Source organism: Flammeovirga agarivorans (genome assembly GCF_012641475.1).
GTDB classification, from domain to species: domain Bacteria; phylum Bacteroidota; class Bacteroidia; order Cytophagales; family Flammeovirgaceae; genus Flammeovirga; species Flammeovirga agarivorans.
On the sequence record NZ_JABAIL010000004.1, the window covers coordinates 58261 to 75807 of the forward strand.

Sequence of the window (17547 nt, forward strand, 5' to 3'; positions counted from 1 at the left end):
ATATAATATACTAAGAAATTATAGTTTTTGATAACAAAAAAAGGCGTACTCTCGTACGCCTCTTCGATTTATGTGAGTTGTTTATAACTATTCTTCAGTAGATACTATTTCTTCTGAAGATTCAATGTTGATATTGGAAAAAATATCTACTTGACCTCTTGTTAGGTCCTCTAGAGTTTCTCTTTCTCTAATTAAATGAGCTTCACCATTGTAGACCAATACTTCTGCAGGTCTAAAACGAGAGTTATAATTAGAAGCCATGCTGTAAGAATAAGCACCAGCATTTTGGATAGATAAAATATCACCAACGCGGATCTCATTGATCTTTCTGTCGTATCCAAATGTATCTGTTTCACAAATGTAACCTACAACATCGTAGACTCTGTTTGGTCCTTGAGGATTAGATACATTAATGATGTGATGGTAAGCATCATACATCATTGGTCTGATTAAGTGATTTAGACCTGAATTAACTCCAGCAAATACAGCAGCAGGTGAGTGCTTTAATACATTCACTTTCGTCAGTAAATGACCAGATTCTGAAACTAGATATTTACCTGGCTCAAACCAAAGTTCCAAGTCTCTACCATAACTCTTACAAAATTCTTTGAAAGCAGCAGACATCTTCTTACCAAGTTCAGGAATGTTTGTAACAATATCCTCTTCTTTGTAAGCTACTTTAAATCCAGATCCTAAATCAATAAATTGAAGATTAGGGAAATCCTTAGCACAATCAAACATAACGTTGGCAGCCATAAGGAATACTTCTGAATCTAAGATATCCGAACCAGAGTGCATATGTAATCCCACCACATTAATATTGTGGCTTTCTACTACTTTCTTAACATGCGACATCTGGAAAATAGAAATACCAAATTTTGAACCGATATGTCCTACTTGAATTTTAGCATTTCCACCAGCTGTAATATGCGGATTAATACGAATAGCACAAGGTACTGTACCTTCATAAACATCACCAAAATGCTCTAAAACAGCAATATTGTCTATATTAATAACAACACCTAAAGAAACAGCCTCTTGAATTTCATCAAAAGAAACTGAGTTAGGAGTGAATAGAATTCTTTCCTTTGGGAATCCTGCCTTAAGACCTAATAATACTTCTTGAATTGAAACACAGTCAAGGTCAACTTTATGTGCTTTCATCAATTTCAAGATACTAAGATTCGAAAGGGATTTCATCGCATATTTAATGCGAAGATTTACACCACTAAATGAATTTCTTAGTGTATTAATTTGCGAAACAATTTTATCAGCGTCATAAACATATAACGGTGTTTGAAATTGATTTGCTATATCTTCAACAGGTAAACCTTGAATTGTATATTCTGAATTATTTAATTCCATTTTCGGGAAGAATTATTTTTTGATAACTTCTTGATGAAACAAAAGTAGAGAGATTTTTGTACTACACCATATAATTTGATTTAATTGACAAAAATAACAACAACTGTTTCAAATAAAACATACTGTTATTTATCTAGTAAATCTCATGATAATTAATAAGAATATGAAATCTAAATTACTCCCATTATTTACCAGTCTTTTATTAGTGCTAAATACTATCCATGTGATTGCTCAAGACAATTGGATGATGCTAAAACAAATCCATAAAAATGAGAATGTTGTCATTTCTCCATATAGTGTAAATTCAGCTTTAGGTATGCTTTCAATGGTTACTAGTGATGAAACACAACAAGAAATATTGAATTACTTGGAAGTGAAAGATGAGAAACAACTCAAGAAAAAAGTAGAAGCAAAGCATCAACTATTCACTACAAAGCAAAATGTTGACCTTAGTATTGCAAATGGAATTTGGTACGATAAGCAATATAAATTAATTCCTACCACCAAAAAAGATCTGATTTCTACATTTGATGCTGAAATAAAAGGTGTGAACTTTTATCAATCTGAAAAAGTAAAAACACAAATAAATGATTGGGTGGATAAAAAAACAGAAGGGGAAATTGATCAAATCATTTCGGAAGTAACAAAAGATGACCGAATGATTTTAGTGAATACGGTTTTCTTCGATGCTGAATGGTCTCAGAATTTTGATGAAAAGGCGACAAGAAAAGGAGAATTTAAGTTAACAAATGGAGAAGTAAAACAAATTGATTTCCTTACTGATAATGCAAGATTTACTAAGAATTATAGTGATGATAACATTAAAGTATTATCCTTGCTATATAAAGAAGCGGAATTTGAATTGGTTTTATTAATGCCAACTCAAGGAAAACTAGAAGAATTTCTGGATGGTTTGAATGAGCAAAAGGTATTAGACTATCAATCAAAAATGAAACCTTCTGAAGTTTTCTTTAAAATGCCTAAAACAAAAATAACCTTTGAAAAAGATCTTATCGCCAATTTAAAGAGTAGTGGTATAGAAAGAGCATTTTTCTCAGGTCAGGCACAGTTTGGTAACTTCTCAAAAAGTGCTGCCAAAGACTTATATGTATCACAAGTAATGCACAAGACGGTAGTCACCTTTTCAGAATCGGGGACTAAAGCAGCAGCAGCTACAGCAATAAGTGTCTCTCGAAGCGCATTAAACCCAAAGAAAAAAGAATTCTATTTTAATCAACCTTTTATATTTCTGATTCAAGAAGTAAAAACAAAAGAAGTTCTTTTTATGGGTACTGTGGAAACACCATAAAAAAAAGAGCTATCGAATTAACGATAGCTCTTTTTTTAATTCAAACAAAGGTTTTCGTATTTCTCTTCGATTGGAATTCCTATTGCTTTTGCTTTTTGAAAGACATTACAAGCTTTGTATTTATCTCCTTTCTTAAAAAGCAAAATTGCTTGTGTATAGAACAACTCACCTTTGATAGTTGAGTAGCTCTCTTTAAAATCTTTAATCTGACTGAAATCATCAGCTTTTGCCAATGCGATATCAATTTGTAATAATGCACTATTGATTTCTCCTAATTCAGCATAAGCATTCGCTTGTTTATTGATGACTTCTATAAATTCTTTATGATTACCTTCCGCTTCATCGAAAGTTTTAATATATAAATCGTATTGTTTGATTGCCTCTACAGTTTTTCCATTTTGTTGATGGATATTGCCCATTAATAAATAGGCCTGAGGGTCTGGATTTGTATTATCACTGTTGATATGAGTAGCCGAAACCATATAAGCATTGGCATACTGCATGGCATCATCTTCTTTACTGATACCTCTAGATGTAAGTGATTTTGTATTCAAGCTTGCATTTTCAGAATATAACTGAGCCATTCTTAAATTGGCTTCTTGACTGCCCAAAGCTAGTGCTTTCTTATAGTGTTCCTCTGCTTTATTGATATCACCGACCATCTGACATTTTCCATCTTTAAAAATATCACCTAAATAGAGTTCAGCTTCTGCACTATTTTGATTACCCGCTTTTTGTAGCCAGTTGATGGCAGCTGCTTGATCATTTTTATAATAATACTTTCCAAGCATCAATTGTGCATTCAAATCTCCTTGATTCGCCTTGTAAGTGGCATACTCAAGGTCAGTAGCATCGATATATTGATCGATATTTAATGTTTTTAGTCGGGCAGATGCTGCTTCAACTCCATGGTTCGCCGCTTTGATATACCAACGGACAGCTCTTTCTTCACTTTTCTGAACACCAACACCACCTTCATACATTGTGCCTAGCAAGTATTCTGCAGAATCGGAACCTACATAAGCCGCTTGTCTTCTCCATTTAAATGCAGCTGTTGTACTTTTCTTTAAGGGAGGTGTTCCGCTTAAATATAAGTTGGCTAAAGTAAGCATTGCTGGCTGGTAATCTTGTAATGCTGAGCGTTGGCACATTTCTAAAGCTTTAGACTTTTCTTCTTCGTTTTTACTTAATAGTAAGTATAAAGTATATTGTGCCTCGGCATTATTTAAAGTAATCGCCTGATACTTCAGATAATTAATATCGTCTTCAGAAACAAAAGTTTTGATATCCATTGTTTCTAACATATCTGTTGCAGGCTTTACACCGTGATTGGAAGCATTTATAAGATAATGTATTGCTTTTCTTGAGTCTTTAATTCCTAAAAGACCATTTTTATAAAATAACGCCAATTCATAATCGGCTTCGGGGAAGTCTTTTTTAGAAGCTCTATTAAAATAGTCAAAGCTCTTTTTAAGATCCTTGTCTACTTCTTTACCATTTTTATAAGCTAAACCTAATTGGTAGTCTGACTCAGCAGATCCGTTTTCTCCTAAATATTTTTGATAAAAAATATCTGACTTGTCGGGATAATCGGCTACTGGTAATTTTTTTAATGCTAGTTCTGATTTTTCTATTCCTCCATCTAAAGCTCGAAGGTAAAAGTAGATAGCTTCATTTTCGTCTTTAGTGACATTCTTGCCATCTTCATAAATAGTACCTAATTGATAGCTGGCTTCTGCGGCTCCACCTTTTGAAGCTATTTTTAAAAGTTTGATCGCATCACCATATTCATTTTTAGACATTTTGATGTCCGCTAATGCTAATGAAGCGTCAACATGACCTAATTGAGCTGCTTTTTCATAATATGAAGCCGCCTTTTTTAGGTTTACTTTTTCAATTTCTCCTTTTTGATAAGCTTGCCCTAACTGATACCAGCTTTCAGCATCATTATTATATTTTGCTTGTTTTTTTAACTGATCTATGCTTTGACCTAAAACGTTTGTTGTTCCAAAAACTAGCAGGGTGATTACCGATACGTAAATATATATATTCCTAATTCTCATTCGATTTGATCTCTTTGTTAGAGATGGGCTTATTATTCCTTACAACTATAACTATTGGACTATGGTTTTTCTTGTATACTCATGCGTTTTTTTTTAGAAAAATCTCTTATTTTAAAAAGAATTACAGATTAATATGAAATTGTACATGACTAAAACCATATTCAGGGTTGTGATATTTTTAGCTGCCGTTTGTTTTCTTATGCCTAAACCAGATGTTTTTGCACAAGATTCTCTTGGTACAGCGATGAAAAAAGGGAGGGTGCTTTTGTCATTATCATCTTCTACAGATGCGATCAACTATTATGATAACTCAATAAATTCTAAAGCAATTGGAGGGCAGACAGGGTTTGATTTAAAAACGGATGCACATTTTTTTCTAAGGGATAATTTTAGCCTTGGCGGTCGACTAGAATTGACAAGAGGGGAAACTCAAAACTATGTTTCCAATGAAGAAGAGACCTTCAAAGTAAGTATGGTATTTAGAAGATATTTTTCAAAAGTTTCCAATGGTGGGTTATATCCAGAAGTAACTGTCACTTATGGTAGAAATATATTCAATACACAATTTTTACAACCGCCTTCACCGATTAATCAAAGCTTCCAAGGGAATTTACTTGGTGGAGGTGTTGGTGTTGGTTTTACATACTTAGTAAAACAGCATTTTGGAATAGATGTGGGTTTGTCTTACAGTTTTTACAGGGTTTTTGGAGAAACTGTAGATCATGTCATCGATACAACAACAAAAGATGCATTTACAGAAATCAATGTGTCGTTCCGAGTTGGCTTTGTTATTTTACTTCATAAAAACACAATAGAATAATCATGAGTAGATTTATTATTTATGTAATAGGCTTGTGTTTTTGTATGACTTTTTTCGAAGTAAAAGCACAGGAAAATAAAGAAGAAAAGTTTTTCATAGAAACAGATACTTTGAACTTGACAAAATCAACTCAAATTATCGGTTTACCTATCATTTTTTATACACCAGAAACTAGCTTTGGAGCAGGTGGAGGTGTTCAGTTCTTTTATTTGAATAAGATCAATAAGTTTAACCTAAGACAAAGCTCTATGATGGTGGATGCCATTTATACAGCTAAGCAACAGTTGATCATTGATGTGAATCCAAAACTATTCTTCAAGGAAGGGAATTATTATTTTGATGCTGCTTTTAAATATAAAATCTTCCCCAACTCTTTTTGGGGTGTTGGTTCTGATGCAGCAGAAGATAACCTTGAAAAATATAATATGAAGACGGTGAGTTTACGGGCTGATATCTTGAAAAGATTGCCTTCTTCCAATTTTAATTTTGGTGTTCAATACCGATTCCAGAAAGATACTTTTTTGGAGAAAGAAGAAGGAGGGATGATGGACGCAGACACTATTCCAGGAAGTGAGGGTGCACTGATTAGTGGTTTAGGTTTTGTCTTTAATTATGATGACAGAGACAATATTTTTTCTCCAGATAAAGGCAGCTACTTTCAAGTAAATACATGGTTTGCAAGTCTTGTGTTAGGAAGTAATACTTCTTTCAATAAATACATTATTGATTTAAGAAAGTACTTCTTTTTATCATCAAAAATGACCATTGCAGGTAGAGTTTATGTGGAGAATACTTATGGTGAAGTTCCTTTCCAACATATGGCATGGTTAGGCGGTGGAGATAGAATGAGAGGGTATTTTAGAGGTAGGTATATGGATAGTCAACTGTATACGGTACAAGGGGAAATGCGTTATAAATTTCATCCAAGGTGGAGAGTTAATGTTTTTGGTGCAATAGGAGAAGTAGGTCCGTCTTTTATAGATTTATTCAAAGGATTAAAAGTATCGGGTGGTGCAGGTTTAAGGTATAAATTTCTAAAAAGTAATGATACCCTCCTTCGCCTAGATCTTGGTATTAATAGAGAAGGAGGGACTGGAGTTTATTTTGGTGTTAACGAAGCGTTTTAATCATAAAGATATTCGAATGCACTTCTGTATGCCCCAATTTCATTGACATAATCAAACATTTTTGAGAAGAACTTATTTCTTGTGATAGTCCCAGAATCACCAATCATCACTAATTTCTTTTTAGCTCTTGTCATGGCAACGTTCATTCTTCTAGTATTAGATAGAAAGCCGATTTCTCCATCATCATTAGAGCGAACTAAACTGATATAAATGATATCTCTTTCTTGACCTTGAAAAGAATCTACGGTATTAATGGATATTTTCTCCATGACTTCTTTTGGAATAGATGAAGATTTGAACAGCCATTTCAGTCGTTTAACCTGTGCTGAATATGGGGCAATAATACCAATAGATGATACTTGGTTGATTTCATCACCTAGTTCAACAAGATAATGTTCAAAATGCTTTAAAAGTAAAGCTGCTTCTTCCTTATTGTAGGTACTCAAAGACTCTTTTTCGACCTCTTCTTGATAGCCAGTTCCTGCTGTATCGATGAATTCGACAGGGAAATCATCATTGAAAATTTTCCATTCTTTGACTACATCGTTTGCAATAAGTTCATCATGATAAAAGTGTTGTGAGGAGAAATTCATAATGAGTTCATTCATCCTATATTGCTCTTTTAACATCACATCAACATCTTTATTTTGAATGATATGTTCGAAAAGGGTAATGTCCATTCCTTTACGAGCTGCATCCATAGATTTTATCGTTGGTGGAAGTTGTTGGTGGTCTCCTGCAAGAATCACTCGATCCGCTTTTAAAATAGGGATCCATGTAGCAGCTTCTAACGCTTGAGCAGCTTCATCGATATATACTGTTTCAAATCTTCTACCTCTTAATAATTGAGTTGTTGACCCTACTAAAGTACAAGTGATCACTTGAGCTTTTTCAAGGATGTCCTTTGAAATATATTCTGACAAACCTCTTATTTCTTTTCTTAACTGATTGGCTTCAACATACAACTTTTTCCTTTCCCTTTTTTGGTCAGGTCCAAAGTTCCTTTTGAACTTTTTGGCTGCATCTCTCAACATCACTTCTTGTTGTTTGATCGCTTTCAGTTCTTTATATCTCATATGTTTTGTAGCCTTGAAATCAATCGTTTGGTGAACGATACTTTCATCAACTCTGGCAGGGTGACCTAAACGTAAAACATTGATTCCCTCTTCAGCCATCTTTTCTGTTAGTAAATCCACCGCAGCATTACTAGGTGCACAAACTAATATTTGAGAAGTAGTCTTAAGGTTTTGTTTTACACATTCAACTAGAGTCGTTGTTTTACCGGTGCCCGGAGGGCCATGGATAATCGCAACTTCATCTGAGGAGATGACCTTCATTAAGGCTTCATTCTGACTACTGTTTAATCTTGGTACCTCAAATTCATGTATCTTATTAAAATTTGCTTGTTTTACACCCAACAGAATCTCTTTCATTTTATTTAGTTGAGGGTCTTCCGAAGTAAGGCATATATTCAACGCTCTATCCATTTCTTTGTAGGACGATTCATCAAATAATAATTGTACTCCTAGCTTCCCATCATGAATCCATTCTGGTTCGTCGTCATCATTGAGTGTGATGGTCATTTCCCCATCTCGTACATAATTGACAACCGCTTTAGTATTGGTCTTAGCTTCTTCATTGGAACCTGCTTCAGAAAATAAACTCACACTTTTGCCAGTAGAAAAACTGTGTGATTGATTCTGCTGTTGTTCTCTTGAAAGTTTAATGATAATTCGATCACTATTATCGTAGGTAAGTCTATCTAATTGTACCGGATACCAACATATTCCTTTTTTCTTTCTTTCCTCCAGTGAGGTGTCACTCATAAGAAGTTTGTATTGATGTAGGTCTTCTTTACGCTCTATATCAAGTAGTTCTATAAGAAGTTTGAAATGTTCTTTGATATCCATTTTGATTGGTTTAATGAAATTTTAATAAAAATACACTTTTTTTAAGAGTAGGGTGCAACCAATTCCTCAAAGTACTGTCTTTAGTTTAGAATTTCAATCTTAAAAAAGTGCAGTACGAAAATGAACACTAACGTTCGGTGTCGATACATAATTTTTGAAATTTTAAAAAAATCATTCGATTTCGAGTGAATATTTGTGAAATTTAAAATGGAAACCTATAATTGGAATATAAATCAAAATATAACTAGGTGAAGCTAGTGTCAAATTAATTATAAGCCATCAAATAAGTGGTGAACTAAATATACCTTTCAATTTAATTATTAGTGTCAAATTCTATTCATCTATGAGAACTTCAACTACTCTATTAGGAGCATTATTGTTATTACTAATGTCTTCATTTTCCTTCGCGGAAAATAATTCGGAACCACTGGCCAAAGGTTCTATTATCGGAAAAGTTATTGATCAAGAGACTAATCAAGCGGTAAGTTACGCTTCGGTAGCATTGCTTGATCCAAACAAAAAAAGTGTCACTGGTGCACTGACAGGAGAAGACGGAAGTTTTCAATTAGAAAAAATACCAATGGGTAAATTTACGCTTGTCGTACAGTTTATAGGATATGAAACTTACGGTAAAGAAGTGGAAATTACTCAAAAAAATAACAAGATTAATGTAGGAGAACTATACCTTAAAAGCTCTGTGGAACAACTAGAAGAAGTTGAGGTAAGAGGTCAGAAACAACTTATTGAAAATCATATTGATAAAAAAGTGATTAATGTAAGTGAAGCAATGATTGCAGAAGGTAATTCTACTTCAGAGATTTTAAATACTTTACCAGAAGTAAATGTTGGGGCTGATGGAACGATCTCATTAAGAGGTGATTCTAATGTTCGAGTTTTATTAGATGGTAAACCGTCTCAGATGGATATCAATCAGATCTTACAGTCATTACCTGCCGATGCCGTTGAGAAAATTGAAGTAATTACAAACCCATCATCAAAGTATGATCCTGATGGTCTATCAGGAATTATAAATGTGATTACAAAAAAAGATGCTCTTAAAGGTTTTAATGGAAACATGAACCTAAATGCAGGATCTAACAATAAGTACTCTGGCTTTTTAGGACTTAATTATAGAGTATCAAAGTTTAACTTTTTTGCTCAAACTTATATGAGTAGTAATCAATGGGATAACACTCGCGATCTAGAAAGATCATATACAGATGAGTCTGTTAACGATCTAATTCAATCAGAAAAAATCAGTGATGATAATGGTTTCAGAATGTTTAAGGCTGGTTTTGACGTATTCTGGGATTCAACAAATACATCAACTATTTCATTTGAAAGATGGAGATGGGAAGGTGATACAAGATCAGACTTTACCAACCAATATTATGATGCTACTGGTAACTTACAAAGCACAGAGTATCAACAAGGTATTAATTACAACTTAGCTAAAGGTTATAACTTAAACTATAATCACAGAAAAGACTTCAAGAAAGGGCACTTAGAATTAGATTTATTTGCCAATCTTGGGGATGCAGATTTCTCTCCAAAGAATGCTCAAAAAATTGGAAATGGTGAGTGGCAACAACTTAATTCAAATTCAAATACTGCAGATTGGATTTATACATCATTACAAGCAGATTATGATCGTCCATTAGGAGATAAGTCATCTATGGAATTGGGTTATAAAGGTCAATTGACAGATGCAGGAATGGACGTTGAAAACGTAAACTTTGTTTCTGATGATACATTGTCGTACAAATACCCTTACAACGAGCAGATTCATGCTGTTTATGGATCATATTCTATCAAATTAGGGAATACAAGAATTAAAGCAGGTTTAAGAGGAGAGATTGCTAGAACAGAAGGTCAAGTAAATGGTTTGGTTTCTTCGGATACTTCTTTCTTGATTGATTACCAAAGCCTTTTCCCATCTGTACATATCCAACAGAAAGTAGGTGAAAATAGTACTTTTGGTTTGAGCTACTCAAGAAGAATTAAGCGACCTGATGTGATGCAATTATTACCTGCAGAAATGTCATCCAACCCTAAAAACGTAATGGTTGGTAACCCTGGTCTTCAACCGTCATACACGAACTCAATGGAGTTGTCTTATGGTTTAATGGGTAAAGGAGCTTTAAGCTTTAACTCTGCACTATATATGAGACACAGTACTGATATTATTAGAGAAGTGGTTAATTATGATGCAGATAGAGATGTAACGATTATGACTTTCCAAAATATTGGAGAATCAATGACAGGTGGTATGTCACTTTCATCAAACTATAATATGTTAGAATGGTGGGAATGGAATGGTTCAGTTGATTTCTATTACTTAGATATTAAAGATGATAACGAAGAGTTGACTATTCCTACGGACGGTACACCTATAAACTGGTCAGCGAAATTAAGTACTAAAGTGACGCCATTGCAATCGCTAACAATTCAATTGATGGGTAGATATACAGCAAAAAGATATGATGCTCAAAGAATTACAGATCCAACATACTCAATGGATTTGGCGATCAAGAAATCAATATTAAACAATAAAGGTTCAGTCAACTTTAAGATCAATAACTTATTATACAGTGGAGAACAAAGAAATGTTTATGGAGATGGCTTTGTTGAGTTAGCCGACTTCAGACAAGAAAGTCCAGTATATAGAGTGTCGTTTTCATATGCCTTTGGTGGTCAATTCCAAGGTCGTCAAAACAGAAAACTACAGTCTAGTGGTGGTGGACTATAAGATTTCATAGACTGAATAGAAAATGGGGTAGTGGATTTTCTGCTATTCCATTTCTAATGTAAAAGGGATTGATTATTTACGTAATCAATCCCTTTTTTTATTTCAACTTAGTCCATCCACCGGCATTGTAGATTTCCTTTACACCTGCTTTTTTTATTTGAGCCATTGCCATAGATGCTCTCATTCCTGATTTACAGCATACAATTAATGGTTCTTGTAGCTTTAAAACTTCAGGCATTCTTTTAGTAATTTGATCAACTGGGATGTTTACAGACCCCGAAATGTGCCCACTAGCAAACTCACCTTCTGATCTAACATCAAGTATTTTAGCCCCATTTGCTACTAATTCCTTATAATTTACCTTTGGTCCTAAGCCAAATAATTTTCTTAAAAATTCCATGTGTCTATGTTTTATTTTAAGTAAAATTACTAATCAGTCAGACAATGCTATGTGACAAATGTTACGTTAGTGTCACTTTATTTCTGCCAAGCTTCACTTTCCCAATTTTTTCTAATTGTTTTAGAAGTCTTGAAATAACCTCTCTGGAAGTATTTAAGTTCAATGCTATTTCTGAATGTGAGATATGTAAAACTTCAGTATTCTTAATGCCTTGTAATTTTTGAAGGTAGTTCAATAACCTTTCATCCATTTTTTTAAAAGCAAGTTCATCAATGGCTTTAAGTAAACCATCGAAACGAACTTTATAAGCATGCATTACAAAATCTCTCCATTCGGGAAAGCGTAACATCCAATCATCAATTTTCTTAAGAGGAACCTTATATACCAAGGCATCTTCTTCTGCAGAAACTCTAACGGCACTCTCTTGATACATCATAGAAATGGTACATGTTTCACCATATTCCAAATAATAGAGGAATATTTCATTTCCTTCTTCATCCTCTCTTGTTACTTTAAGAACTCCTTTAGTGACAATAGGAACAAAGTTCATTTCCTCATTTAAATCGATAAGAAATTCACCTTCTTTTATTTCAACCAATTCACCAGATTCAAGAAATTCTTTTTGTATTGGATGATCTGGAGTAGTATTAGGGAAGCTAACTTGTATAAATTGCTTTAGGATAGGATTCATAACTCAGTAAACATATGATGATTATTTCATATGACAAATATAGAAGAACTATTTCGAATAGTTTAAGTATATAAATCTTCTTTAACATGTTTTCTTGTGGCCCAACTCCATACTAAGCGAGCATCACCAGTAGAAAACTTATTTTCTCTATCCAACTCAGATTGATTTTCAAATTCAGGTCCGAACTCTTCGTCCATGGTGATCATTCCAAAATCTCTATCTTTAATATTAGATAGAATAGCACCTACTTTTTGAACTGCTTCTTGACCAATAACCAACCAAGGATTAGATCTTCCCAATAAGTTTGTGACTTGTCCATATGCTTCATCACCAAGTGCATTTTCTACATCGGTTAAAAGCTTACCGGCGTTTCTAATATTATCTCTTGAGTGTCTTAAGAATACTCTCACCTTAAGCCTTCTATTTCTAGGCATATCTCTATCCAAAACGAAAAGACCATTGGCTCCAATAGCGTTTTGAGGTTCAAAATATACTTTATTTTCAGCATTGGGTTTAAGTTCAATTAGACCATGGTTCTCATTAGGAATTGTAGTCATGATCCATTTATCTTTTTCCGTAGGATGTTCAGCCATTACTACGAAGTATAGTTTCCATCTTTTCTTTGAACGAAGAATTTCTAGTTCTTCAAATTCTAATAAAATCTCTTCTTTCATGTTTTAGTTTATTAATGAGAGTACAGTTTATATTTTGATGAAGTTACAAAATTTGTTGCTGATTTAAGCGGGTTATTCCGTATCTTTTCGGCTGTATTTAAAAACCTGTTTATAATGACAAAGGACGAACTAATAAATCACTTAAATATGATGCCTCACCCTGAAGGAGGTTATTATGTTGAGACTTACCGATCACATAAGATCGGAATGATAAATAAAAATAATATAGAGAGAAACGCTTCTACTGCGATTTACTTTTTAATGGGCGATAACGATTTTTCTACTTTTCATAAATTGAAATTTACTGAGATTTGGCACCATTACGATGGAAATCCTGTTGAAATCGTTGAAATTACTCCAAAAGGAGAATTGAAAAGATCAATTGTTGGTAAAGACTTCTTAAAAGGTGAAACACCTCAACATGTTATTACAGGAGGGAATTGGTTTGCAGCAAGAACAATTGAATCAGAGGGTTCTGATTATGTTTTAGTAGGCTGTACTGTTGCACCAGGTTTTGAATTTGAAGATTTCGAAATTGCAGATGTAAATAAACTAGCAGTAGATTATCCTGACCATAAGGAGATCATTATGGAGTTCAAGAAATAATAAAAAATCCCAATCTTTTAAGGTTGGGATTTTTTATTTTAAATGAGGAAGAGTTATTTCAAGTCTTTGTTTATTATTCTTTAGAACGTTTACCTGATACTTTCCTTTTAGTTTTTCTACAATTTCTGATGTAATAAAAATACCTCTAGAATAATCATCATGAGCAAAATTGAGGGAATGAGATTTGTCAAACCCATTATTACTAGCGGTAGGATTACGAGGAGAAACATTATCAATAAATGCGAGGTATACTCCATTATCTGTCTTCTTGATCTCAATAAGAAGCTTTATCTCTATATCTCTTGAAACTAATTGAAGAATTGTTGTACAGATATTTTTAAATAATAAGTCAATTCTATTCTTATCAGATTGATAAACTTCTTTCTTTAATCCATTGGCTACGGTTACATTAATATTGTAGCCGGAGTTTTCAACGAAATTATACAACCCATTAATGATAGTATCAAAATCGACTACTTCTATATTTAAATCACTTTGTTGATTATAATAATAGGCTAAGATTTTCTGCAAGTGCATATCCTGAGTCCATACAGTATCTTCCATCAATCGAAGCATATTCTTGTGATCTTTGATGTCAGCTTTCATCAACTGAATAATACCTTGGATTGTGGTCAATGGACCTCTTAAATCATGTGCCGCTCTATAAATAAAGTGATCTAGTTTTTCTTCAATTTTCTTTTGGTCAGAAATATTTAAGAATACAGCATTCAACCCAATTACTTTGTTATCCTCAATAATAGGAGAGAGGAACAACTCAACTGCTTTCCATTCAGAATCATATTGGATTTGAAAAGAGGTGTGTGAGGTTTGCTGTTTATTTAAAGTGTCTTGTAAGAACTTAGTGATTTCTTTGCCTGCTTCCGTTTTGATGATGTTGCGGATTGATTTCCCAACATGAGAGGGAGCAAGAAATTTAGAAGGTTGCTTACTACTTCCAGATCCAATCCAAGTAAGCTTAAAGTTTACATCAAATTGACAAAGTTTAATTCTGGAATTATCTAAAATAGCACCATAGCGCTGTTCATTGTTCTTTAGTTTTTCTTGAACCTGTGTAAGCGTGGTTAAATCTTTTACAAAGCAAACAATATATGGAGTGTCATCCTCAGATGACACAATAGATGCAGTAATTTGAACAGGAAGTAGATTTCCTGACTTTGTTTGCATCACTGTTTCTATAATGAGGTGTTTTTCTCTTCTTAATTGGGAGAAAATTTCACTAGCATGCCCTTGTAAATGATAAGGGATAAACTTGTGGAAAGTAAATGTGTTATTTTCTTTTTCAGTATAACCTGTAATTTTTGAAAATGCAGGGTTTGAATAAATGACTTTTTTGTCGAAAGGGTCTACCCAAACAATGCCATCTACAGAATGAAAATAAGTATCTCTAAATCGTTTCGCTTCTAATTCGTTTTTGATATTCTTTAGAACGAAAATGGCATTCACATATACTTGATCTAAAAAGAAAGGAATAAGTTTTACTTCATAGATATTTGCTCTTGAATTTTGTGAGATCGTAAATTCAAATTCTGTGATATCTTGATTTTCTATACTTTCTTGGATTTTCTGTTTGAATACAATTTGGTTCTTTGGTGATAAACCAACGGCAATAGACCTCCCTTCTTCAAAAGTGTGTAAACCTTTCAAGAAATCTTTCGAAATAAACTTCACGTTACCTTTTTCACTGATGACTAAGTAATGTTCAGGAGAATTTTGAGAGTGAGAGTTAGATAAATGCCTATTTTGTAAGAAAGCTTGCATGCAAATGCTGGGTTCTATTTTATCGTTTCAAACAGTTAGATTTACATAAATATACATATAAATGTTAAAATACTCAATTGATTCATTGATTGTTAACAATTTAATGATCCAAAAGGTAACATTTCTATGGTTTTATTACATAAATAATAAATTCCTTTATCTTTTAATCATTTTTTTGGCTGATGTGTTGCCAACAATACCCTGAGGGGTCGTTAGTTTTTCTTTTACATCTATTTCCTGATTTAGTGTTTCCTCGACATACATTATCATTTACATCTAAAACTTGTTTTTTATTAGACTTAACTTGCTGTTTCTTAGCATAGAATTCCCAATCGGATAAGTACACATTACTTTCAAAGCTTTCCTGTATTGATAAGGAGATACCAGAAAAGAAATTCATTTGAGTCAGATTTTCTATTGAATCTACTGAAACGATATAATGTGATAAAGGATATTCTCCTTTTTTATTGGGTAATAGAAATGCTATTGCTGAATAGGTATTGTTTAAAGTGTCAGCATATAATGCGATTTTATAATAATAATCGGGGACACTAATCTCATTAGGACCAATTGTTTTTAAATTATCTTCCAAAACGGGTCCTGTAATTATATATAGATTTTGTTTATCGTATGTCCAATAACGGATTTGTTCCTCTAAGTTTTTCCATATGCCTCTATTAAACTCTGGCTCTTGAGGACTCATGTTCGACAGGTAAAAACTCTCGCTCATGGCTTGTTCGCTAAATGACATATCAGCAGCAGGAGCAAGGTGCCCTCTGTCATATCCCGTACCTTTATAATCTACTAGTTCAGCAGATTTTGTAGACACAGTGTTATCAGCTCTGAAATTATTTTTTCGATCTGCAACTTTATATAATTCTTCTTTTGTCAGTTCGTAAGCTACCCAGGCTGACTGTTCATGTATTTCGTTATATCCAATAGTGTAAAAAGTATGTTCTATTACCTCGGTTGTGTTATCATTTATATTCTGGGGAAGCCAGTGTTCAGGGAAGTTATCTTTATTTTGACCACTTGTGTAGAAAATAAATAATATAATGAGTTGAGGGATTAGAAAAATAACTTTTGAAATCATATTAGTTTAGATTATTCTTATTATGGAAATGCTTCCTATTTGGATAAAGATGCTTATTAAATATAGAGGATAAGCGAAAGTAAATATGGATTTTTATCTTTAAAAAGTGCAATAATATCTTAAAATGAAAATGTTAATAAGTGTGTATTGAAAAAATATGATAAAATATTTTGATATTAAACTACTTTTTATTCACTTACGTTTCCAAATATATTTTAATTATCCAAAAAAGAGTCATGTTTGGTGTATCAGAATTGTGAAATTGAAAAAAGATAGACAAGTCTAATTTTACTATGACAACTGCACATTTGACTACCTTTTATTACGAAGTACTATTTAATATATGACATCAAATTTCAACCCATCCTCTATTGTAAAAGAAGAGTTAAAAACAGATTTAAAAAGCAATCTACTAAATAATGATATAGGAAAAAGAGTTATTGAAAAAGCTCACTTGACACAAGAATATTTAGCCATTGAAGAAGACTATATTCCATTATCTAGTAATACCAAGTTTGATTTTGTTGTTTATTCGACAAAACCAAATAGTCATCATATCATTGGGTTTTTAGTGATTACTGATAGACATTTTAAATCTAAAAAAGAAGAAATATTAGAGGCACTGTCCCTGTGCCATGAGTTATATTTGGTGATTGATCTTTCTAGAAGTAATCACTTATTTGATTTGTTGGAGGATGAAGATCTTTCACAGATTGGAGTAATTGGTCGTATGAGGAATCATAAAATGGCAATTAGTAAAGTCCCTGAAAAACACCTAATTAATTTAAACCCTCATATGGACTTATTTCAAAGAAAAAATGAGCGTTTAGATCAAGATGATTCAATTCATCAAAGATATATTTCGGGTTAATTGTTAACAAAACACTATTTAAGTTATTGAATCTTAAATATTTTAGAATGGATGTAAATATTCAAAGATTCAATAAAAAAATACCGTAAT

The 17547-nt window shown here is 32.9% G+C and carries 14 protein-coding genes; 6 read left to right on the top strand and 8 right to left on the bottom strand.

Going from position 1 to position 17547, the window contains the following annotated elements; translation table 11 throughout:
• Positions 1-87 precede the first annotated feature (87 nt).
• Positions 88-1365 (bottom strand): diaminopimelate decarboxylase, encoded by a 1278-nt coding sequence (gene lysA, locus HGP29_RS13250; protein WP_168882908.1) that lies wholly within the window; start codon positions 1363-1365, stop codon positions 88-90.
• 163 nt (positions 1366-1528) lie between these two features.
• Here lysA and HGP29_RS13255 point away from each other — a divergent pair, with 163 nt between their 5' ends.
• The gene (locus HGP29_RS13255; RefSeq protein WP_168882909.1) at positions 1529-2674 is read left to right on the top strand and encodes a serpin family protein; all 1146 of its coding nucleotides are present in this window, start codon (positions 1529-1531) and stop codon (positions 2672-2674) included.
• A 35-nt stretch (positions 2675-2709) separates the two neighbouring features.
• On the opposite strand, the gene HGP29_RS13260 is transcribed toward HGP29_RS13255, so the two are convergent.
• Positions 2710-4737 (bottom strand): SEL1-like repeat protein, encoded by a 2028-nt coding sequence (locus tag HGP29_RS13260; protein WP_168882910.1) that lies wholly within the window; start codon positions 4735-4737, stop codon positions 2710-2712.
• Between the two features lie 145 nt (positions 4738-4882).
• Between HGP29_RS13260 and HGP29_RS13265 the strand changes: the two genes are divergently transcribed.
• On the top strand, positions 4883-5557 hold the full coding sequence (locus tag HGP29_RS13265) for a DUF3575 domain-containing protein (RefSeq protein WP_168882911.1): 675 nt from the start codon (positions 4883-4885) through the stop codon (positions 5555-5557).
• 2 nt (positions 5558-5559) lie between these two features.
• Complete coding sequence (locus tag HGP29_RS13270) at positions 5560-6684, top strand: BamA/TamA family outer membrane protein (RefSeq protein ID WP_168882912.1); 1125 nt, start codon at positions 5560-5562, stop codon at positions 6682-6684.
• Here the strand turns inward: HGP29_RS13270 and HGP29_RS13275 are convergent.
• Positions 6681-8594, bottom strand: coding sequence for an AAA domain-containing protein (locus tag HGP29_RS13275; protein ID WP_168882913.1), 1914 nt, complete (start codon positions 8592-8594; stop codon positions 6681-6683). The two genes, HGP29_RS13270 and HGP29_RS13275, sit on opposite strands and share 4 nt — an antisense overlap.
• A gap of 343 nt (positions 8595-8937) precedes the next feature.
• Here HGP29_RS13275 and HGP29_RS13280 point away from each other — a divergent pair, with 343 nt between their 5' ends.
• Complete coding sequence (locus tag HGP29_RS13280) at positions 8938-11343, top strand: outer membrane beta-barrel protein (protein WP_168882914.1); 2406 nt, start codon at positions 8938-8940, stop codon at positions 11341-11343.
• Between the two features lie 97 nt (positions 11344-11440).
• Here the strand turns inward: HGP29_RS13280 and HGP29_RS13285 are convergent, their stop codons facing one another.
• The 3 genes from HGP29_RS13285 to HGP29_RS13295 all read right to left on the bottom strand — a co-directional run bounded on the left by HGP29_RS13285 (position 11441) and on the right by HGP29_RS13295 (position 13108).
• Positions 11441-11743: a rhodanese-like domain-containing protein gene (locus HGP29_RS13285; RefSeq protein WP_168882915.1), complete on the bottom strand. Its 303-nt coding sequence runs from the start codon at positions 11741-11743 to the stop codon at positions 11441-11443.
• A gap of 61 nt (positions 11744-11804) precedes the next feature.
• Positions 11805-12434 carry a Crp/Fnr family transcriptional regulator gene (locus tag HGP29_RS13290; RefSeq protein WP_168882916.1) on the bottom strand — a complete coding sequence of 210 codons (630 nt, stop codon included), beginning with the start codon at positions 12432-12434 and terminating at the stop codon, positions 11805-11807.
• A 62-nt stretch (positions 12435-12496) separates the two neighbouring features.
• Positions 12497-13108, bottom strand: coding sequence for a hypothetical protein (locus tag HGP29_RS13295; RefSeq protein ID WP_168882917.1), 612 nt, complete (start codon positions 13106-13108; stop codon positions 12497-12499).
• 114 nt (positions 13109-13222) lie between these two features.
• Between HGP29_RS13295 and HGP29_RS13300 the strand changes: the two genes are divergently transcribed.
• Positions 13223-13714, top strand: coding sequence for a cupin domain-containing protein (locus HGP29_RS13300; RefSeq protein WP_168882918.1), 492 nt, complete (start codon positions 13223-13225; stop codon positions 13712-13714).
• 33 nt (positions 13715-13747) lie between these two features.
• On the opposite strand, the gene HGP29_RS13305 is transcribed toward HGP29_RS13300, so the two are convergent.
• Together HGP29_RS13305 and HGP29_RS13310 are read right to left on the bottom strand one after the other, a co-directional pair.
• Positions 13748-15493 carry a PAS domain S-box protein gene (locus HGP29_RS13305; protein WP_168882919.1) on the bottom strand — a complete coding sequence of 582 codons (1746 nt, stop codon included), beginning with the start codon at positions 15491-15493 and terminating at the stop codon, positions 13748-13750.
• A gap of 163 nt (positions 15494-15656) precedes the next feature.
• Positions 15657-16586 carry a DNA/RNA non-specific endonuclease gene (locus HGP29_RS13310; protein ID WP_168882920.1) on the bottom strand — a complete coding sequence of 310 codons (930 nt, stop codon included), beginning with the start codon at positions 16584-16586 and terminating at the stop codon, positions 15657-15659.
• Positions 16587-16929: 343 nt separating this feature from the next.
• Between HGP29_RS13310 and HGP29_RS13315 the strand changes: the two genes are divergently transcribed.
• Positions 16930-17457: a hypothetical protein gene (locus tag HGP29_RS13315; protein WP_168882921.1), complete on the top strand. Its 528-nt coding sequence runs from the start codon at positions 16930-16932 to the stop codon at positions 17455-17457.
• The last annotated feature ends 90 nt before the right edge of the window (positions 17458-17547 follow it).